Annotated in this window: 23 protein-coding genes; 4 read left to right on the top strand and 19 right to left on the bottom strand. The window is 37.9% G+C overall.

Translation table 11 applies throughout. The features are described 5' to 3' along the window. Positions 1-31: 31 nt before the first annotated feature. The 3 genes from B7E04_RS10755 to B7E04_RS10765 are packed head-to-tail and all read right to left on the bottom strand — an operon-like array spanning position 32 to position 1555. Complete coding sequence (locus B7E04_RS10755) at positions 32-454, bottom strand: organic hydroperoxide resistance protein (RefSeq protein ID WP_080778655.1); 423 nt, start codon at positions 452-454, stop codon at positions 32-34. Next, entirely contained in the window at positions 455-889 is a 435-nt protein-coding gene (locus B7E04_RS10760; RefSeq protein ID WP_080778656.1) for a MarR family winged helix-turn-helix transcriptional regulator, read from the bottom strand. Between the two features lie 33 nt (positions 890-922). Then, a complete protein-coding gene (locus tag B7E04_RS10765; RefSeq protein WP_080778657.1) occupies positions 923-1555 on the bottom strand; it encodes an NAD(P)H-dependent oxidoreductase in 633 nt (210 codons plus the stop codon). A gap of 406 nt (positions 1556-1961) precedes the next feature. On the opposite strand from B7E04_RS10765, the gene B7E04_RS10770 reads away from it, so the two are divergent. Then, the gene (locus B7E04_RS10770) at positions 1962-2714 is read left to right on the top strand and encodes an SDR family oxidoreductase (RefSeq protein WP_080778658.1); all 753 of its coding nucleotides are present in this window, start codon (positions 1962-1964) and stop codon (positions 2712-2714) included. Between the two features lie 103 nt (positions 2715-2817). On the opposite strand, the gene B7E04_RS10775 is transcribed toward B7E04_RS10770, so the two are convergent. The 16 genes from B7E04_RS10775 to B7E04_RS10850 all read right to left on the bottom strand — a co-directional run bounded on the left by B7E04_RS10775 (position 2818) and on the right by B7E04_RS10850 (position 16373). Continuing rightward, entirely contained in the window at positions 2818-3129 is a 312-nt protein-coding gene (locus B7E04_RS10775; protein ID WP_165439434.1) for a hypothetical protein, read from the bottom strand. 52 nt (positions 3130-3181) lie between these two features. Beyond that, positions 3182-4135: a protein-glutamine glutaminase gene (locus tag B7E04_RS10780; RefSeq protein ID WP_139785385.1), complete on the bottom strand. Its 954-nt coding sequence runs from the start codon at positions 4133-4135 to the stop codon at positions 3182-3184. Between the two features lie 406 nt (positions 4136-4541). Then, a complete protein-coding gene (locus B7E04_RS10785) occupies positions 4542-5597 on the bottom strand; it encodes a serine hydrolase domain-containing protein (protein ID WP_080778661.1) in 1056 nt (351 codons plus the stop codon). A gap of 154 nt (positions 5598-5751) precedes the next feature. Further along, positions 5752-6480: a lipoyl(octanoyl) transferase LipB gene (gene lipB, locus B7E04_RS10790; protein ID WP_080778662.1), complete on the bottom strand. Its 729-nt coding sequence runs from the start codon at positions 6478-6480 to the stop codon at positions 5752-5754. Positions 6481-6558: 78 nt separating this feature from the next. After that, entirely contained in the window at positions 6559-7293 is a 735-nt protein-coding gene (gene trpA, locus B7E04_RS10795) for a tryptophan synthase subunit alpha (protein ID WP_080778663.1), read from the bottom strand. 85 nt (positions 7294-7378) lie between these two features. Beyond that, positions 7379-8563: a tryptophan synthase subunit beta gene (gene trpB / locus B7E04_RS10800; protein ID WP_080778664.1), complete on the bottom strand. Its 1185-nt coding sequence runs from the start codon at positions 8561-8563 to the stop codon at positions 7379-7381. Positions 8564-8640: 77 nt separating this feature from the next. Beyond that, the gene (locus tag B7E04_RS10805; protein ID WP_080778665.1) at positions 8641-9162 is read right to left on the bottom strand and encodes a hypothetical protein; all 522 of its coding nucleotides are present in this window, start codon (positions 9160-9162) and stop codon (positions 8641-8643) included. A gap of 99 nt (positions 9163-9261) precedes the next feature. Further along, positions 9262-9714 carry an IS200/IS605 family transposase gene (gene tnpA, locus B7E04_RS10810; RefSeq protein ID WP_080778666.1) on the bottom strand — a complete coding sequence of 151 codons (453 nt, stop codon included), beginning with the start codon at positions 9712-9714 and terminating at the stop codon, positions 9262-9264. Between the two features lie 64 nt (positions 9715-9778). Further along, positions 9779-10432 (bottom strand): phosphoribosylanthranilate isomerase, encoded by a 654-nt coding sequence (locus B7E04_RS10815; protein ID WP_080778667.1) that lies wholly within the window; start codon positions 10430-10432, stop codon positions 9779-9781. Further along, entirely contained in the window at positions 10429-10806 is a 378-nt protein-coding gene (locus B7E04_RS10820) for a VOC family protein (protein ID WP_080778668.1), read from the bottom strand. Before B7E04_RS10820 ends, B7E04_RS10815 begins: the two co-directional genes overlap by 4 nt. A gap of 12 nt (positions 10807-10818) precedes the next feature. Next, entirely contained in the window at positions 10819-11601 is a 783-nt protein-coding gene (gene trpC / locus B7E04_RS10825; protein WP_080780650.1) for an indole-3-glycerol phosphate synthase TrpC, read from the bottom strand. A 100-nt stretch (positions 11602-11701) separates the two neighbouring features. Further along, positions 11702-12691, bottom strand: coding sequence for an anthranilate phosphoribosyltransferase (gene trpD, locus B7E04_RS10830; RefSeq protein ID WP_080780651.1), 990 nt, complete (start codon positions 12689-12691; stop codon positions 11702-11704). A gap of 38 nt (positions 12692-12729) precedes the next feature. Continuing rightward, positions 12730-13338 carry an anthranilate synthase component II gene (locus B7E04_RS10835; protein ID WP_080778669.1) on the bottom strand — a complete coding sequence of 203 codons (609 nt, stop codon included), beginning with the start codon at positions 13336-13338 and terminating at the stop codon, positions 12730-12732. Between the two features lie 77 nt (positions 13339-13415). Further along, positions 13416-14840 (bottom strand): anthranilate synthase component I family protein, encoded by a 1425-nt coding sequence (locus B7E04_RS10840; protein ID WP_080778670.1) that lies wholly within the window; start codon positions 14838-14840, stop codon positions 13416-13418. Between the two features lie 251 nt (positions 14841-15091). Beyond that, positions 15092-15736, bottom strand: a complete 645-nt coding sequence (locus B7E04_RS10845) for a hypothetical protein (protein ID WP_080778671.1) — start codon at positions 15734-15736, stop codon at positions 15092-15094. Positions 15737-15806: 70 nt separating this feature from the next. After that, entirely contained in the window at positions 15807-16373 is a 567-nt protein-coding gene (locus B7E04_RS10850; RefSeq protein ID WP_080778672.1) for a hypothetical protein, read from the bottom strand. Positions 16374-16543: 170 nt separating this feature from the next. Here B7E04_RS10850 and B7E04_RS10855 point away from each other — a divergent pair, with 170 nt between their 5' ends. Genes B7E04_RS10855 through rlmF form a run of 3 tightly spaced genes read left to right on the top strand, consistent with a single transcriptional unit; the run spans position 16544 to position 18069 of the window. Next, positions 16544-16765 (top strand): hypothetical protein, encoded by a 222-nt coding sequence (locus B7E04_RS10855; protein ID WP_080780652.1) that lies wholly within the window; start codon positions 16544-16546, stop codon positions 16763-16765. Continuing rightward, positions 16765-17139, top strand: coding sequence for a c-type cytochrome (locus tag B7E04_RS10860; RefSeq protein WP_080778673.1), 375 nt, complete (start codon positions 16765-16767; stop codon positions 17137-17139). The genes B7E04_RS10855 and B7E04_RS10860 overlap by 1 nt, the downstream gene beginning before the upstream one ends. A 3-nt stretch (positions 17140-17142) precedes the next feature. Next, positions 17143-18069 carry a 23S rRNA (adenine(1618)-N(6))-methyltransferase RlmF gene (gene rlmF, locus B7E04_RS10865; protein ID WP_080778674.1) on the top strand — a complete coding sequence of 309 codons (927 nt, stop codon included), beginning with the start codon at positions 17143-17145 and terminating at the stop codon, positions 18067-18069. The last annotated feature ends 214 nt before the right edge of the window (positions 18070-18283 follow it).

Below are 18283 nucleotides of genomic sequence, written 5' to 3' on the forward strand. Positions count from 1 at the left end.
AGATTTTATTTTAAATGAAAGAAATTAAAGCTTAGTTATTCGTAACAGAAAGCTTCACCTCCATATTATTTCTGGTCGCATTGGAATACGGGCAGATCTGATGCGCTTTTTCTACCAGAGACTGTGCCTCCTCAAGGGAAACTCCAGGAATATTTACATCAAGTTCCGCGGCCAGCCCGAATCCTCCGTTTTCAATCTGCCCGATGCTTACCTTTGCCGTAACAGTGGTTTCCCCGGTTTTTACTTTAGACAGGCTGATCACTCTGTTAAGCGCACTGTCAAAACAAGCTGAATACCCAGCTGCAAAAAGCATTTCAGGATTGGCAAAATCATCAGTGCTCCCACCTAAAGCTTTAGGCATTCTTACATCCAGTTCCAAAACTCCGTTTTCACTTTTTACCTGGCCGTTTCTTCCGCCCTGTGCTGTTACTTGGGTTGTATATAATGTTTTCATTTATTTTTCTATTTTGTTTAATATTTTTAAAATTGTGTCTTTAAGGTGTAGAAGATCTTCGGTTTCTACCCCTATTTTGTTCTGTATTTTTCCGGGAATTTCGCAGGCCTTCTGCTGCAGCTGTTTTCCTGATTCCGTTAAAAAAACTTCAACCACCCGCTCATCCTCTTTTTTTCGTTTCCGGGTAATAATTCCTTTAGTTTCGAGTCTTTTCAGCAGAGGAGTTAAGGTACCGCTGTCCAGAAACAATTTTTCACCGATGTGGCTTACTGGCAGGCCGTCATTTTCCCATAAAACCATCATTACAAGATACTGTGGATACGTTATATCGATTTCATCCAGGAACGGACGGTAAAGTCCTGTAATTTCCTTTGCAATAACATACAACGGAAAGCAGATCTGATTTTCCAGCTGTAAAGGTTTTGAATTTTCCATAATATCCGGTTTTGAAAGTGATACTGAAATATATTAATTTTTGATGATGAATTCCTCCATAGGAACCCTTACTTTCTTCATTGTTGAAAGCCAGTCTTTTTCTTCATCCCTGTATCCAAGGTAAAGGAGGCTGACACTTTTTAATCCCAGTTCCTTTAATCCCAGGATTTCATCCACGGCTTCGTTGCTGAATCCTTCTGCAGGCGTACTGTCGATCTTTAATTCCGCAGCCTGGGCCAAAGCAAATCCCAATGCAATATACGTCTGACGGGCTGTATGGGCAAAATGCTCATCAGGAGTCTGTGCCCCATACATTTCTTTGATCTTATCCGTGTAGCTTCCGAAACGGCCTCGTGGCAATTCCCTTACATCTGTATGATAATCATATACCTGGTCAATTTTTTCATTGGAATAGCTGTCCCATGCCGCAAAAACCAAAACGTGGGAAGAATCTCTCATCACTTCCGGGTTTAAGGCACCGGCCATCATCTTTTCTTTTAATTCCTGATTTTCAACAACAATCACACGGAAAGGCTGAAGCCCGGAAGAAGTTGGAGCCAGTCTTGCAGCTTCCAGTATGGTATTAAGATCTTTTTCTGATACTTTTTTTGCTGGATCATAGGCTTTCACCGCATGTCTCCACTGTAAATTTTCTATTAATGACATTTCTATTATTTTAAATTATATTTTTCCTGATCTCAATTCATGTATTGAAGTCTGAGATAAAAGAACACTGCAAATATACAGCCAATTAAATTGTGTACAATTTTATTTTAATAGATTTAATTTATGACGATTTTAGGAAAATGGCGATAATGACAAAAAAGTAAAAAGGCAAAAGGGCAAATTTGCAAAATCGCACTTTTGGACGGTGTAGAGCTATTCTGTTGTTCTTTATTATTTTAAACTTAAGTATAAGATTCCTTCACTTTCTTTGCTTTCTCAGCCTCCTTAGCCCATTAGCAAATTTGCCCTTTTGCCTTTTCACCTTAAAAAACTATTCCACAAGAAACGGATTTTTTAAGAACTCTATTATTTGAAATTTTGTAGTAGAATTTAAACGATCAAAACAATGGATAGATTTAATCACAAAACCGCATTAATTACAGGCGGAACCAACGGAATGGGGTTTGCAACAGCACAGCAGTTCATCAAAGAAGGTGGAAAGGTAATCATCACGGGCCGAAGTGAAGAAACAGTCAATAAAGCTTTGGATGTGCTTGGTGAAAAAGCGTCCGGCATCGTTTCGGATGCTGGAAATATGAATGATCTGCTGAAACTGCAGGAGCAAGTGAAAAAATACACGGATACAGTCGACCTAGTCTTTGCCAATGCAGGCTATGGAAAGTTTTTCCCGATTGAACATGTTGATGAAGATCATTTTAATGAACTTTTCAATATGCTGGTCAAAGGGCCTTTCTTTACGGTGCAGCAGATGATTCCTTTAATGGGAAAGGGGAGTTCAGTTATTTTCAATACTTCTGTTGCCACTGATATTACCATGCCGGCTTTTTCTGTTTATTCTGCGGCTAAATCGGCGGTACAATCCTTCGTGAAAACATTTGCGTTAGAACTTACCGATCGTGGAATCAGGGTGAATGGAGTCAGTCCCGGACATATTAAAACCAATATATTCAATAATACAGGTTTGAATGCAGAACAGATCGAAGACGCAGTCCAGCATATTATTCCGACCATTCCGTTTAAAAGGCAGGGAGAACCTGAAGAAATTGCCCATGCGGTATTATTCCTGGCATCAGAAAAGGCTTCCTATATTCATGGAACTGAAATTAAGGTAGATGCGGGTATTTCTGTCATCAGATAAAATTAAAATCCCCTATCACAGGGGATTTTTTTTGAGGGTAAGTGGTGTGTTTTCTCTCATCGGCCTGCTTAAATAGGCAGTATATGTGTAAAAAGGAGTCATATCAGGGAATTTCATTAACCTGTTTGATAATATTGGTCTTATTTTCAATCACGATATTATATGCTTTTCCTTTTTTGTGGCTCTGGGTTGCTTTTTCGAGGAGCGCTTTATAATCTGCTCCTTTTTTAGACAGGTAAAAGATCTGCGGACTTATTCCAATGGATACGCGCTTGAATTCTTCCGGCTTTTCCGGATCTTCTTCTACATTGGTAATGACTGAGTTGTTATACCAGGTCAGGTTTTGCGAGCCTGAACTTCCGGAACAGGATGTAATCATAAAGAGTATTAATAGTATATAAGTCCTGATGTTCATAAAAAAATATTTTGTAAAGCTCCTGTCTTTTAGCAGGAGCTTTATGAGTTAATTAGAATCCGCAGCTGGCCACACTTGGAGCTGGTGATGGTGAACATCCTGAAAGGGATGAGAATATATTCAGGACACAGTTGGTGTTCACTAAATTATTATCATACAGATAAGATGCGCTTGGGCTTCTGTAATATACGTTCCCGGCTGTATTGGCATAAGAAGATACAGAAGCGGATCCGCAGCTGGTATTGATGCAGGCATTTCTCCATGCGGTATCCGTAACAGGTCCGCTTGAGAACAGGGAAGGATCTATGATTCTTTTTTCAGTAACTCCTGAAGCGTTTTTATAACTTACCAGAATAGCCACGTGATAGCTCCATGCTACACAGCAGGTTCCGGTAGATGCTTTTAAGTTTCCGTATACAAACTGTTTCTCGCAGTCGTAGCCGTTGTTAATCAGGATTTGTCTCATTTTGTGGGCCCTTGCGTAGCATCCGTCTACGGGATATCTGAAGGTGATGCACGGTGAAGATGCTGTAGAAGTTCCACACGCCTGGTTTTTAATCAGGTTAAACATGCTGTTCAGAGTTGCTACATTCGGAAGAACGCTTGTTAATTTGTTGGCTTCAGATTTAGCTTCTTTAGTATAAACAGATTTGAAATAGCGAATGTCTTCTTCGCTTCCTTTTTCCACTTTAGCAATCTCATGCGTACCTGGCTTAACGAAAACCTGTATCGGAGTTTCATTCTGTAGTGCTTCCCTGATCAGGCTGACATACTTTTCATTTTCTTTCGTAGGAGTAATGGTATAAAACTGTGCGGTAACAATGAAAGATATTTTCAGTTTACCGTTTTCATTTTCTATCCCTACCGGGACGGTTTTTCCCAGATCGGTAAAGGTTTTGTTGTTTGTTTCTTCCTGAATCATCTTCTGCTCTGCAGCTGATTCCGTACAGGCATTAAATGACAATGCTGCCACAAATACCATCATTGATAACAAAAATTTTCTCATAATTCTCATAATTTGGTGGTTAGTAATAAATGTATTGATCTAAGTTTTTGGTGTGTATGTTTTTATAAAATCAATTATTAAAAAAAAAATAGTTCACTTTAATGTGATTTTAAAATTAGACAAAAATAAAATACCAACAAATTATTTTCAACAAAAAAACAGATTATTTTAAGATAGAACTAAATAAAACCTTTATTTCAAAGCTTTTTTTTGATTTCCGCAATTAATTTTATTAATCAGGACTATAACCCTGAAAAATAAAACTACCTTGTAAAAGCGAAATATACCATATAAAAGCTTGAAGAAAGGGGATGGACGTTATCCTTGTCAAGGTTTTAAACCTTGACAAGGATAACAAAATAGTTTAGCCCCAGCACTAAGTCAAGATGATTCAACAAATTTTTTCTTAAGGTTTTCTTACCTGTTTAATCAGGCTGCTTTCTAAAACCATATCCCTGATCAGGGCCTCATGATAATAATAAAGTATACTGTCCTCACTCATCTGGTTTTCCATCACTACAATGCTGACATCGGCCCCGGGAATGTACACGTTTAAAGAAGCAAAGCCGTCACCCAGGCCCGTATGCCCGAAATAAGGAATCCCGTTATATTTCGCAATCCTGATGGCATACCCATAGCCTATTTTATCTTTTCCGAAAACATTATGCTCAGAGAGCACGGATGAAGTCGTCATGAGGGTATAACTTTTTGGGTTCAGGATTTTTCCTTTATGAAGCAGGGTGTTCCATAGGGCCATATCTCGCGCTGTACTGATAATCCCGTCAGCAGGCATGTTTTTCTCAGTAATGAATGAATTTTCAACGGGAGATAATACATTATTTTTATTCATATGCCCGGAAACAAGATTTTGGTTATTGCCTTTTGAATAGCAGAAGGTGTTGTTCATATGAAGCTCTTTGAAGAGTTTATTAGCCAGCTTCGTGTATGAAGATCCGGAAGTATTTTCAATGATTTGTCCTAACAGGATATTGGAAAGGTTACCGTATTTAAATTCTGTACCCGGTTTAAAGGCCAGAGGTTTTTCTGTATCAAGAATTCCGTGGGTATGGTTTAAAAGCTGATGCACTGTAACAGAATCTGCCCAAGGCTGGGTCAGGGTGGGGATATATTTTTTTACAGGAGCCTGAAGGTCCAGTTTTCCTTTTTCAAATTGTTTTAAAATCAAAACAGCGGTCACTTGTTTACTGTTGGACATGATTTCAAACTGGTCATTCATTTTCAAAGGAGCTTTTGTCCTGCTGTCTTTAAAGCCATAAGCTTTGGAGTATTGGGTTTTCCCGTTTTTAGTAATCAGAACCACTCCGTTGAAAGGCCTTGGAGAAGACGCTTGTATCAGGCTGTCAATACGTTTTGAGTAGCCTGTATTATTTTTCTGAGCAAAGGATGGGCAGGCAGATAGAACTAATGCGGCTGTGCATAAGATAGAGATTACGGATTTCATTGAACTTAAATTAAAATTTTGATTAAAGGTGAAAATAATAAGACCTTCAAAAATAAGTTTTAAAATAATACGGTGATCAGAGAATTTTAAAGAATTCCGGACACAAAAAAACCGGCGGTAAATCTACTGCCGGTTTATATAATAGGTAAACAAATTATTTATAAGTAAGCTCAGCTCCAAAAACATCTGCGAAATGTTTTCTGATCTTTGCTTTCAGATCTTCCATTTCTTCAGGAGTCAGCTCTCTTTCAAGCTCTCTTTTTAAGGAAGTCACCTGTTTATCTTTGATCCCGCAGGGAATAATGTATTCGAAATAACGCATATCCGTATTCACATTCAGGGCAAAACCATGAAGGGTAACCCATCTTGAAGCTTTTACGCCCATAGCACAGATTTTTCTGGCATAAGGTTTTCCTACATCCAGCCATACACCGGTTTCCCCTTGGGAGCGTTCTCCTTTAAGGCCATACTCGCCAATCGTTCTGATGATCACCTCTTCCAGATTTCTCATATATAAATGGATATCCGTAAAGAAATTTTCCAGATCCAGTACCGGATAGCCTACAACCTGGCCAAATCCGTGATAGGTAATATCTCCACCACGGTTTACTTTGACGAAAGTAGCATCAATTTCTTTCAGTTTATCAATGCCCGCCAGCATATTTTCTTCATGTCCGCTTTTTCCCAAAGTGTAAACATGCGGGTGCTCTACCAGTAAAAAGTGGTTGGGCGTAGTAATATGCTCTTCCGCCGGTAAATCACGGTTTTTGATCTTTGTATCAATGATATTTTTCATCAGGCTTTCCTGATAATCCCAGGCAGGCTGATATTCTTTTATCCCCAGATCTTCAAATGCTACTGATTTATTTTGAATTGTATTCATACGTTGATGTCTGTTTTCTTCTCATGGCTATTGAATTGTTATTTCATACCATTTTTAGACATACAAATTTAGTGAATTTTAACCTTTTACAGCATGGATAAAATCTATGGCCGCATTCTTCCAGTCTTTATGATTTAAAAGAATATTGACAAAAGCGGTTCCTATGATTCCACCGTCTGCTTTTTCTGTGATATTTTCAAAATCACTTTTTGATTTAATTCCAAAACCAATCATCACAGGATTCTTAATGGGAAGGGAAGCCAGCCTTGATAAATAGGTTTCATTTTTCAGGACGGCATTGTCGTTTCCGGTGGTAGATGAAGAACTTACCGCATACAGAAAACCGGAACTCAATGCATCTAAATACAGGATTCTTTCGTCTGAAGTTTCGGGAGTTACCAGAAACGTAAAATTAAGGTTGTATTTTTTTAAGATCTGCTGATAATTATTTTCAAATTCAATAGGAGGGAGGTCAGGAATGATGAGCCCTGAAACCCCGCTTTCCGAACATTCACGGCAGAAATTTTCAAAACCGAAACTCAAAACAGGGTTGATATACCCCATCAGGATAACAGGAATTTTAATTTCATTTTTTACTGTTTTCAACTGGGAAAATAGTTTTTCAATGGTCATTCCATTCTTTAAGGCCAGTTCATGCGCCTGCTGAATCACCGGACCGTCTGCTACCGGATCTGAATAGGGCATCCCGATTTCCATCATATCTGCCCCGGAATCCTGGATCAGTCTTATAATATCAGCGGTATCTTCCAGTTGCGGAATTCCTGCTGTGAAATATATGTTTAGTTTTTTCATTTTTAATATAGATGTTAGAAGTTAGACATTAGAAGTTAGAGACGGAGAATATTAATCTGAGTTGTTAAAGACTAGTTTCTAATCTCTAACTTCTAATTTCTCTTAAATACGTTTCCATATCCTTATCCCCCCGTCCGCTCAGGCAGATGACGATGACATCATTTTCATTGAATTTCTTTTTATTTAAGACTGCCAGGGCATGGGAGCTTTCCAGTGCAGGAATAATTCCTTCCAGTTTTGTGAGCTCAAAAGCAGATTTTAAAGCTTCATCATCATTAATGCTGAAAAACTCCGCTCTTTTTTCTTTGAATAAATGAGCATGGAACGGCCCGATTCCAGGATAATCCAGTCCTGCGGAAATAGAATGGGGTTCAATCACTTGTCCGTCATCCGTCTGCATCACCAGGCTTTTGCTTCCATGCAAAACTCCTAATGTCCCTAGGAAGGTAGTGGCCGCAGATTTCCCGGAATCTACACCAAAACCGCCGGCTTCCGCAGCAATAATTTTAACGTCTTTTTCTTCTACAAAATGATAGAAAGTTCCGGCTGCGTTACTTCCCCCACCCACACAGGCGATGACATAATCCGGGTTTTCTCTTCCCATCTTTTCATGCAGCTGCTCTTTAATTTCTTTTGAAATAATGCTTTGAAACCTGGCCACAAGATCCGGAAAAGGGTGGGGACCTACTACACTTCCGATTACATAATGAGTGGTTACAGGATTGTTGATCCAGTCTCTCAGAGCTTCGTTCACAGCATCTTTCAGGGTTTTGGAACCTGAAGTGGCGGGAATCACTTCCGCACCCAGCATTTTCATTCTGGCTACATTGGGAGCCTGGCGCTGAATATCAATTTCGCCCATATACACAATACATTCCAGTCCAAGGAGAGCACAGGCTGTAGCGGTTGCCACACCATGTTGTCCGGCACCAGTTTCAGCAATAATTCTTGTTTTTCCAAGACGTTTTGCAAGAAGGACCTGCCCCAGGGCATTATTGATTTTATGAGCCCCGGTATGGTTGAGGTCTTCTCTTTTTAAATAAATCCGGGTATTATATTTCTGGCTTAAATTTTTTGCAAAATAAAGCGGTGTCGCACGCCCTACATAGTTTTTAAGAAGGTCCTGGTATTCATTCTGAAAGTCTTCAGATTCTATAATGTCAAGATAACTGTTCTGCAGTTCTTCTACATTCGGAAACAGCATCTCAGGGATGAAAGCGCCTCCGAATTCACCATAATATCCGTGTTCATCAGGGTTTTTATAATTCATAGTAGTATTCTTTAATCTGTTAAATATGCATTTTAGCATTAATTTTTGTCTTATAATCTCTAATTACCTCCGGTTGTTCAATCTGATAATTCATCATTCAAACTATTGATAAATTGGATGTTATAATTTCTTTGCTGTCTTGTAATAAGTTTTTTATGCTGTAACATTTCAATTTTACTGGCCAGATCAATTAACGTGGCAATATCGATTTTCGAGTCATACATTCTGACCGCAATTTCCAGATTATCAATTAGAAAATAAGGATCAGCATCTTCATACAACAGAAAAATTTTAGCATAAATCTTCCCGAGGTCATAATTCACACTCGCTTTCACATGGCTGTCCAGAAATTTATCGGAAATAATGACCAGATAATAGCTGTTCCATAAACCGATTCTTTCAAAGAAATACTGGATGTCACTTTCTTCAAAACTTTTAATAATTCCTATAAATTCGTTCAACTGTCCTTCTATAGTCCAATATTCCGTATCATTATCATTCTGCGAAACAAAATTATACAGGGACTGGATCTTTTTATTCCCGAAATTGGGCGGAAATAAAGTTTTATAGAACGTTTTTCTTAATAATTGTATGTTCATCAATGATTGTGTGTATTTTTTTAAAGAGTCCCGAAGGGACGATTTATTTTATAGTAAAGGATAAAGTCCTTTACTTCTTTTGGTCCATTCAAACAAATTTCAGTCCCAAATATACTTTTCATCATATTCCATATCCTGTTTTGTAAGCATTTCAATCAATTCATCTTTGAAATTTTGCTTTTGATGATGGAATCTCTGATTCCTGATATAATGAATCACCTGGCTAATTTCTTTTTTACTTACTGAAAATGCTCCGTATCCATTCTGCCAAAAGAAATTTTCATATTCAGATCCCTTTGTCTTAATCCATTTTGAAGAATGGGCTTTAATTTCCTGTATCAGTTTCATTAATGCTATTTTCCTTGAAAGAAGGCATAAAATATGAATATGATCATTTGTTCCGCCGATCTGCAGTGCTGTGCTTTCAAAATCTTTACACAGAGTTGCGATATACGAAAATAATTCTTTTTCAATATGCTCATCAATGAAACTCTCCCGGTGTTTTGTGCTGAAAACAATATGAATATAATTTTTTACTAGGGACTGGGGCATTTTTACTTTGTGTTTTTTGATTGTGTTTTATGATTATTTAAATCGGATTGTATCCGACCCTTTGTTAAATCGTCCCTTTGGGACTCTCCCGAAGGAATTTTTTTATCTTTTCCAGGTCTTTATTTCCAGGTTCTATTTCAAATTTTGAATTGATATCAATGGCAAATGGTTTTTGTTTTAAGAGTTTCACATTTTCAATATTATCTTCTGAAATGCCGCCACTTAGAAAATAGGGAAGCGGGATCTCTATTTCGTTCAATATAGCCCAGTCAAATGAGGTTCCTGTTCCTCCAAATGCCTTGCTGTCGGTGTCAAAAAGGAAATAATCAACCATTACATGGGCCGGATTCATTATTTCTTCTGTTTTTTTTCTTGTTTCCTCATTGTTGCTTCCGATTCTTATGACTTTAATGATCTGAACATCCGGCTGCAGCTTTTGTTTTAGCTCCATGATAAAATTTTCATTCTCATCGCCGTGAAGCTGGATCAGATTCAATCCTGCTTTTTCTGCAATCAACACTATTTTATCGATTGTTTCATTGACAAAAACTCCGGTTTTTCCGGGATGATTAATTTTTGCAATATCCTCCAGGCTCAAATGATTCAGGACATATCTCGGTGATGGTTCATAGAAAATAAATCCAAGAAAATCTGTTTTCAGGGAAATCAATTCATGAATTTGATCTGGTTTTAGTAAACCGCAAACCTTGGTCTTCATTTTGCAAATTGTTTAGAAATGATAATTCCAAAACCGTCCGGGTCAAGAAAGTAAATTCCATTCTCCCTCCAATAAGGATTTTCAGGTTGCAGCAAGGGGATTGCATGCTTTTTAAGATTTTCTACGAGATTTTGAATGTCAGTTTCTAATTCAGGATAAAACACCAATAAGTCATCCTCATCAAAAACCTGCGTTGGGATTGTATCTGAAACGGTAAATTCCAGATGCCAGTTTTCATTTTTTTTCCCAAGAAAAATACCATCATATCCGGCATGGTTTTCAAAAGTTCCCAAAACCTCAAAATTTAGAACGGAGGTATAAAATGCTTTGATTCTTTCTAAATCTGTAGTATGTCTTGCGTATCTGAATTTCATATCAATGATAAATTATTGTATTGCTATATTAGAAATAAATTCACCGAACTTGTTCGCAGGATCTTCATTTTTCATAAAATACTCTCCCATTAGGAACCCGTCAAATCCTTTTTCCTTTAAATATTTAAAATCTTCAATTGCATAAATTCCGCTTTCTGCAACAGATAAAACTCCTTTTGGCAGCTGGTCTTTTAAAAGAACGGAATGCTGAAGATCAACTTTGAAATCTTTTAAATTCCTGTTGTTGATGCCCACAAGATCTATTTCAGGATTACAATGTTCCAGTTCTTCTTCCGTATGGATTTCCAGCAAAACTTCAAGATCCAGTTCATGCGCCAGTTCTGTAAATTCCAAAACCTGATTGGGCGACAAACATGCTGCAATCAGCAAAACAGCATCGGCTCCGATACTTTTGGCTTCATAAAACTGATATTCATCCACCATAAAATCTTTTCGGAGAATAGGAATCCCGATATGGTTTCTTACCTTTAAAACATCATCAAAGCTGCCTCCGAAAAAATCATGATCCGTAAGAATGGAAATTCCTGACGCTCCGAAATGCTCATAAGCAGCAGCTACTTCCAAAGGCTGAACATGATCATTGATAATTCCTTTGGATGGAGATTTTCTTTTAAATTCAGCGATAATTCCGCTTTTATTTTTAACGGATTCTTTCAGTGAAAAGCTTTGTCTTCCAAAAAATTCAGAATTCTTCAGGTGATCAATTGAAGTTTTTGCCTTTGATATGGCAATTTCTTCCTTTTTTCGTTCAATAATTTTATCCAGTATGGTCATGTTCTTTTTTCTAGTTGTCAGTTGCTTGTTGTTTGTTGCTTGTTGCTTGTTTTCAGTTGAATTATTAGCTGTCAACTGCCAACCAGCAACCAGTAACTTACTAATCATTAATCAATAATTCCAGGCTTCTCAACGCTTTTCCGCTTTCCAGACTTTCTCTAACCATTAAGACACAGTCTTCATATGTTCCGAATTTCTGAGTATGAAAAAGAGCGGTGGCTGCATTGGCCAGGATCACGGAATTTTGCTGTACACTTCCTTTTCCTTCCAGAATATTTCTGAAAATTTTTGCCGATTCTTCAGGAGTTTCTCCGCCTCTGATATCTTCAGGACGCACAGAGTCAAACCCAAGGTCTTCTGCAGAATATATTTCTTCACCACTTTTTGTAATGATTTTGGTGTCCTGGGTAAGGCTTATTTCATCATAACCGTCCAGTCCGTGGACCAGGATAAACTCACGCTCTTCCTTTTGCAGAAGATATTGATAGATCCGGGCAATTTCAAGGTTATACACCCCGATCACAGAATATTTTGCTTTGGCAGGATTAACGAGTGGCCCCAAAAGATTAAAGAATGTTCTCAACCCCAACGATTTTCTCAAAGCACCTACAGATTGAAGTGCCGGATGAAAATAGGGAGCATGCAGGAAGCAGATATTGGCCCTTTCGAGCTCTTTATTCAGTTGGTCTGAACTGTTTTTAAACTTATAACCCAGCTGCTCCATCACATTGGAAGATCCTGTAGTGGCGGATGCACCATAATTTCCGTGTTTAGCCACTTTCTGTCCTGTTCCGGCAACCACAAAACTGGCTAATGTGGAGATGTTGATCGTGTTTTTTCCATCGCCGCCGGTTCCTACGATATCTATAGTATCTGTCGTGTCAAGCTGCACCGGAACTGCCATCTGAAGCAAAGCTTCTCTAAAGCCTTCCAGTTCCTGTAGGGTAATATTCCGCATCAGAAATACGCTGATAAAAGCAGTAACTTCTGCAGAATTAAATTTATTCTGGGCAATCTCAATCATCGTAGCTTTGGCTTCAGATTTCGATAAAGTTTGGTGATTGAACAGGTATTGTAAGATCTCTTTCATTTGAGGTGTTTTTATAGCGTTGGGTAGTTCTGCAGTTTTCAAGACAAAAGGAAATTTCTGATGATAACCTCCCCGTCAGGCGTTAAAATGCTCTCAGGGTGGAACTGTACACCATGAACATCATATGTTTTATGCTGCAGGGCCATGATCATTCCGTCTTTATCTACTGCTGTGATTTCAAGTTCTTCAGGAAAACCTTCCGGGTTAACTGCCCAGCTGTGGTATCTCCCGACTTCCATTCCTGAAGCCAGATTTTTGAAAATTTTGGTATCTTCTTTTACCAGCTCTGCGGTAGTAGCCACGCCATGGAAAATTTCAGACAGATTGATCAGGTTTCCGCCAAAAGCTTCCGCAATGGCCTGCTGTCCCAGACAAACGCCCAGAATACTTTTTGTAGGAGCATATTCTTTGATCAGGTCTAATAAAATTCCTGCTTCTTCCGGAATTCCCGGACCGGGAGAAAGGATAATTTTATCATATTTTCCGATTTCCTCCAAAGTGATCTGATCATTTCTAATTACATCTACTTTTTGTTCCAGAATTCTTTCAATGATCTGAACCAGGTTATATGTAAAGCTGTCGTAGTTGTCAAAAACCAGAACCTTAAGCTGTTCCTGAGTTGCCGGTTGGTTGATATTGTTATTCATTTTTTGTTTTTTTAATTGTTTTGCTGGTTACTAGTTGCCCGATTATCGGTTATTTTTAAACTTTAAACTCAGAACTCTTAACTCATCACTATTTTCCCCGCCTTATCCACCGCCTTTTTCAAAGCATTCAGTTTATTATTCACTTCCTGCAGCTCATTTTCAGGGACTGATTTTGCAACCAATCCTGCACCTGCCTGATAATAAAGGGTATTGTTTCTGCTTAAGAACGTACGGATCATAATGGCCTGATTACAGGTCCCGTTTAAACCGATCATACCGATACAGCCTCCGTAATAGCCACGGGAATCTTTTTCATACTGATCAATGAGCTGAAGGGCTTTGTGTTTCGGAGCTCCGCTTAAAGTACCCTGAGGAAATGTTGCAGAAACCATATCCAGAGGATTGAGGTTTTCAGGAAGATCAGCGGTTACTTCACTTACCATATGAATAACGTGGGAGAATAGCTGAATCTCCTTCAGTTTGGTAACAGTGACATTTTTTCCGAGTTTCCCAAGATCATTTCTGGCCAGATCTACCAGCATGGTATGTTCTGCATTTTCTTTAGGATCATTTTTTAATTCTTCAATAGACTGAAGGTCGGTTTCCAGATGCCCGGTTCTTTTGAAAGTCCCGGCAATAGGATGAATGATAGCTTTATGATCTTTAATAATCAGCTGGCTTTCAGGGCTGGAACCGAATAATTTATAATTTCCGTAGTCGAAAAAGAAAAGGTAAGGAGAAGGATTGATGTTTCTGAGCGCGCGGTACACATTGAATTCGTCACCTTTAAATTTCTGCTCAAATCTTCTGCTCAGAACCAATTGGAAAACATCACCTCTCATACAGTGTTTCTGGGCTGTTTTCACCAGCTCTATATATTCCTCGTCGGTAAGATTGGAGGTTTCACTGCCTGTTTTTTCGAAAGGGTAGACCGGCGTATTCTGGTTTTTAATCAGATTTTCCAGTAAATACAGTTCAGATTTTAAACCGGGAATCTGGTTTTCAATAATGTGCATTTCGTCATTATAATGATTAATGGCAATCACGTACTGATATAATCTATAGCGCAGGATGGGGATTTCTACTTCCGGACTTTGCGGTTTCAGACTGATGTCTTCAAAAAACTGCACGGCCTCAAAACTTGTATACCCAAAAAGACTCTGAGCCGTCTGTTCAATAGCATCGTGAGTAACTTCACATTCAAAAGCACTTTGAAATTCATCGAAAATATCGGTGATATTACGGCTGCCGATCACTTGCTTCACAGGATCTGAACCCGGAAGCTTGATCTCAAATTCATGAAGGTTTTTCACCTCTATTCCCGCCACAGCATTCACCGCTATAAATGAAAAATTATTATCAATATTCTTGGAATCCGAGCTTTCCAGAAGGATTGTATCTCTGAAACGGTCCCTGATTTGAAGATAAATATTCATAGGAGTGTAGAGATCTCCCAGTGTTTTCTTAGAACCGGTTTTAATTTTTATTTTTTGAATGGACATCTTGCTTGTATTTTTGTTTTGGATTAAATAAAAAAGGCTTCAACGGAATCCGTCAAAGCCTATATATTGTGTATCTTAATTTATTTTTGCTATACTTTTAGCAACATGACAATACCTCCAGACCCGACGAAGAGTTTGAAAGCCACCACCAAATATTGTTGCTTATATTTAACATGGGACAAATGTAGAAATTTTTTTTAATACGGAAACAAAAAAAGACGGAAAATAAATAAACTTAATATGGGAATCCTTTATTGATGCTGCTTCAGCTCCTTTTTTAATTCTTCAATTTTAATTTTATACTCCTCATTATCATAAGATTTTACGTACTCCTCCAAAGCGGAAATATATTCTTTAATGAATTCTTTATTCGTTTTGTCCGCTTCGTATTTAATCCTTGCAGAGTTCACCGGAGCCATTTTTTCATATTTCAGCAGGGCGTTTCCTTCTTCAGACTGATAGTAAAGGATCACTATGTTTTTCTCGTATCCCGGAATGTATTTAACCGGGAAATGCTGTTCCATTCCTGGAATTCGGATGGCATTTTCAATCGGATAAATGGCAGCACTTGTTGTTGAGAAATAGGTAGAAACATATTTTCCGTCCTGTTTCTTTACAATGGCTTCATAATCATGGATATACATGTCATTTAGCGTGGAATTTGTTTGTACGTCAGAGGTAATTATCGCGGTACTTTCCAAACCGTACTGGTTTAAAAACCAGGCATTCAGATACTGTCCTGCAAAACCGTTCAGAATAGCCAGAGGAAGAATAGGAGCCAGAAACCAAGCTTTTTTGGTCACCCATGAGAGCAGTCCGAAAAATACAAGAAGGATCATCACCGTATAAAAACCATGATGACTGGTGAAAAACAGGATTTTAGATATAAAGATCATTTGAGAGCCTGAATTATTTTTCACTAAGTTAAAGAAATTCAAACGATAAAAACAAATTAAGAAAATATTACTATTTACTGAAATTTGCTTTATAATATTTAACACCTTTAATACCAACTAGCAGCATCAATAGTCCAAAAAATCCAAGGAATGCAATTATCAAATAATTATTATTCCGAGTTGCTTTAATATAACCGTTAAAAGATAAATATTCTGTATTCCTGTTATGGATTTCCACAATATCTATATTGTTTTTATACAAGAGGTTTCCCGGAAACGGAATTTTTTCTGATTTTAATATTTTCCTGTTATATTCTTGATTTTCAATAAAAAACATGATTGAGTCTCCTGGCTTGTTGTCGCTCATTAAATCATGAAAGGATGTTTGATTCAATACAACACTTCCAATTACAAAATTTATTTCAGGATATTCATTTAAATGAATTACTAAAGCTCTGTTTCTTCTTCCTTTTTCTATTTTAACATCTTTCAAAATACCTTTTATTTCTATAATACTGCTTCTGTCAGGCAATTCGGACAAAGAAATCTTAATTGCAAAAAATAAAAGAAAAAAACTTAGAATGAACGAGATCCAGATAAGCCTTCGGTTTGATTTCTTTTCTTTGTGATAATTCATTTGTGGTTTTGTTTGCCTGGCTAAATTACTAAAAAACGAAAAGGTTCAATTAGCGGTTGAAATAAATTTTTTTGAAGGCTTTAATACAGTAAATTCGTATGAAATGGGAAAATGTCATTCATTTAAAAGCTTATTTTTTATATTTTTGTCTAAATTTTATAGAAAAAATAATGAAAAAAGTATTAGCAATTGCATTCATCGGAGGTTTATTGGTTGTAAACTGCTCTAAGAAACCGGAACATGATTTACAGGACAGCAACACAATGCTGCCGGAACCAGATGCTCCAACAGTAGTAGACTCTACAGCTAAGACAGCTGCTCCGGCTGCTGCAACTCCTGCACCGGCTACTCCTGAAGCTGCTAAAACAGATTCTACTGCAGCAAAAAAATAATGAAAAAATTCCTTTTGGCAGGAGCTATAGGATTTTTAATCCTTTCCTGTTCTAAAAAAGAAAATACGGGGGTACCTGCTGTGGCTTCTGAAACATCCGCTGTTTCGGAGCCGTCAAAAACTAATCTTTCCGGTGATCAGATCATCGAAACATTAGACTGTTCAGGCTGCCATTCCGTAAATGAGAGAATGATAGGACCTTCTTATAAGGAAATCGCAGAAAAATATTCTGAAAAGGATATTGAGCTGCTGGCTTCCAAGATTATAGAAGGCGGAAGCGGAGTTTGGGGAGGCGTTCCGATGGCTGCCCATCCACAGGTGTCTAAAGAAGACGCCAAAAAAATGGTAGAATATATTCTGAGTCAGAAAAAATAAATAATGTCTGCCGAAAAATCCAGTCTGCACGCAAGAAATCTGCATCGTGATCCTTATAATTTTGATCAGCTGATTTCTTGTGTGCCGGAACTGAAACATTATGTGTTCATCAATTCTTACCAGACTGCAACCATTAATTTCAGTATTCCTGAAGCGGTTAAGCTCCTTAATAAAGCTCTGCTGCAGCATTTTTATAATATCAAAAACTGGGATATTCCCAAAACAAATCTTTGTCCTCCTATTCCCGGACGGGCAGATTACATCCATTATATTGCCGATCTTTTAGCTGAAGATATGCAGGGAATTCCTGAAGGGGATTCTGTGTCAGGTTTGGATATCGGGACAGGAGCCAATCTTGTTTATCCTTTACTTGCTCACAGGTCCTACGGATGGAAAATGCTGGGAACAGATATCAACCGTGATTCTTTGGAAAATGCACAGCATATTTTAGATCACAATCCGGATTTATTGCATGAAATTCAATTAAAACAGCAACCGGATTCTCATCATATCTTCAAAAATATAATTGGTTCCGGAGAGCGGTTTAGTTTTTCCATGTGCAATCCTCCCTTTCATGATTCAGAAGAGTCTGCAATGAAAGGAAATATCAGAAAAACAAAAAATATTAATAAATCAAAAGTGAAGAAGCCTTTGCTTAATTTTGGCGGCCAGCAGTCGGAATTATGGTGTGAGGGCGGTGAACTGGCTTTTATTTCAAAAATGATTGAGGAAAGTGCTCAGTATTCCTCACAGGTTCTTTGGTTTACCTGCCTGGTTTCTAAAAAAGACAATCTGTATAAATTGACGACGCTTTTAAAAAAGGTCAAAGCCTTGGAAATTAAAACTATTGATATGGCTCAGGGACAGAAAATCAGCAGGATACTTGCCTGGACTTTTATTCCTGAAAAGAACCGTAAAGGTCAATGGTGAATTTTGCTACGCAAGTCAATGGTCAATGGAAATGGTAGTCATCAATTCACCGTCAGAGAGATTGACAATTGACGATTGCCCATTCACTATTCAGGTCAATGGTGAATTTTTGCTTCACAAGTCAATGGTCAATTGAAATGGTAGTCATCAATTCACCGTCAGAGAGATTGACAATTGACGATTGCCCATTCACTATTCAGGTCAATGGTGAATT

The organism is Chryseobacterium phocaeense, from assembly GCF_900169075.1.
GTDB classification, from domain to species: domain Bacteria; phylum Bacteroidota; class Bacteroidia; order Flavobacteriales; family Weeksellaceae; genus Chryseobacterium; species Chryseobacterium phocaeense.

Coding starts and splice junctions, on each gene's coding strand:
- B7E04_RS10755 (WP_080778655.1), bottom strand. CDS start 454: ATGAAAACATTATATACAACCCAAGTAACAGCACAGGGCGGAAGAAAC.
- B7E04_RS10760 (WP_080778656.1), bottom strand. CDS start 889: ATGGAAAATTCAAAACCTTTACAGCTGGAAAATCAGATCTGCTTTCCG.
- B7E04_RS10765 (WP_080778657.1), bottom strand. CDS start 1,555: ATGTCATTAATAGAAAATTTACAGTGGAGACATGCGGTGAAAGCCTAT.
- B7E04_RS10770 (WP_080778658.1), top strand. CDS start 1,962: ATGGATAGATTTAATCACAAAACCGCATTAATTACAGGCGGAACCAAC.
- B7E04_RS10775 (WP_165439434.1), bottom strand. CDS start 3,129: ATGAACATCAGGACTTATATACTATTAATACTCTTTATGATTACATCC.
- B7E04_RS10780 (WP_139785385.1), bottom strand. CDS start 4,135: ATGAGAAAATTTTTGTTATCAATGATGGTATTTGTGGCAGCATTGTCA.
- B7E04_RS10785 (WP_080778661.1), bottom strand. CDS start 5,597: ATGAAATCCGTAATCTCTATCTTATGCACAGCCGCATTAGTTCTATCT.
- lipB (WP_080778662.1), bottom strand. CDS start 6,480: ATGAATACAATTCAAAATAAATCAGTAGCATTTGAAGATCTGGGGATA.
- trpA (WP_080778663.1), bottom strand. CDS start 7,293: ATGAAAAAACTAAACATATATTTCACAGCAGGAATTCCGCAACTGGAA.
- trpB (WP_080778664.1), bottom strand. CDS start 8,563: ATGAATTATAAAAACCCTGATGAACACGGATATTATGGTGAATTCGGA.
- B7E04_RS10805 (WP_080778665.1), bottom strand. CDS start 9,162: ATGAACATACAATTATTAAGAAAAACGTTCTATAAAACTTTATTTCCG.
- tnpA (WP_080778666.1), bottom strand. CDS start 9,714: ATGCCCCAGTCCCTAGTAAAAAATTATATTCATATTGTTTTCAGCACA.
- B7E04_RS10815 (WP_080778667.1), bottom strand. CDS start 10,432: ATGAAGACCAAGGTTTGCGGTTTACTAAAACCAGATCAAATTCATGAA.
- B7E04_RS10820 (WP_080778668.1), bottom strand. CDS start 10,806: ATGAAATTCAGATACGCAAGACATACTACAGATTTAGAAAGAATCAAA.
- trpC (WP_080780650.1), bottom strand. CDS start 11,601: ATGACCATACTGGATAAAATTATTGAACGAAAAAAGGAAGAAATTGCC.
- trpD (WP_080780651.1), bottom strand. CDS start 12,691: ATGAAAGAGATCTTACAATACCTGTTCAATCACCAAACTTTATCGAAA.
- B7E04_RS10835 (WP_080778669.1), bottom strand. CDS start 13,338: ATGAATAACAATATCAACCAACCGGCAACTCAGGAACAGCTTAAGGTT.
- B7E04_RS10840 (WP_080778670.1), bottom strand. CDS start 14,840: ATGTCCATTCAAAAAATAAAAATTAAAACCGGTTCTAAGAAAACACTG.
- B7E04_RS10845 (WP_080778671.1), bottom strand. CDS start 15,736: ATGATCTTTATATCTAAAATCCTGTTTTTCACCAGTCATCATGGTTTT.
- B7E04_RS10850 (WP_080778672.1), bottom strand. CDS start 16,373: ATGAATTATCACAAAGAAAAGAAATCAAACCGAAGGCTTATCTGGATC.
- B7E04_RS10855 (WP_080780652.1), top strand. CDS start 16,544: ATGAAAAAAGTATTAGCAATTGCATTCATCGGAGGTTTATTGGTTGTA.
- B7E04_RS10860 (WP_080778673.1), top strand. CDS start 16,765: ATGAAAAAATTCCTTTTGGCAGGAGCTATAGGATTTTTAATCCTTTCC.
- rlmF (WP_080778674.1), top strand. CDS start 17,143: ATGTCTGCCGAAAAATCCAGTCTGCACGCAAGAAATCTGCATCGTGAT.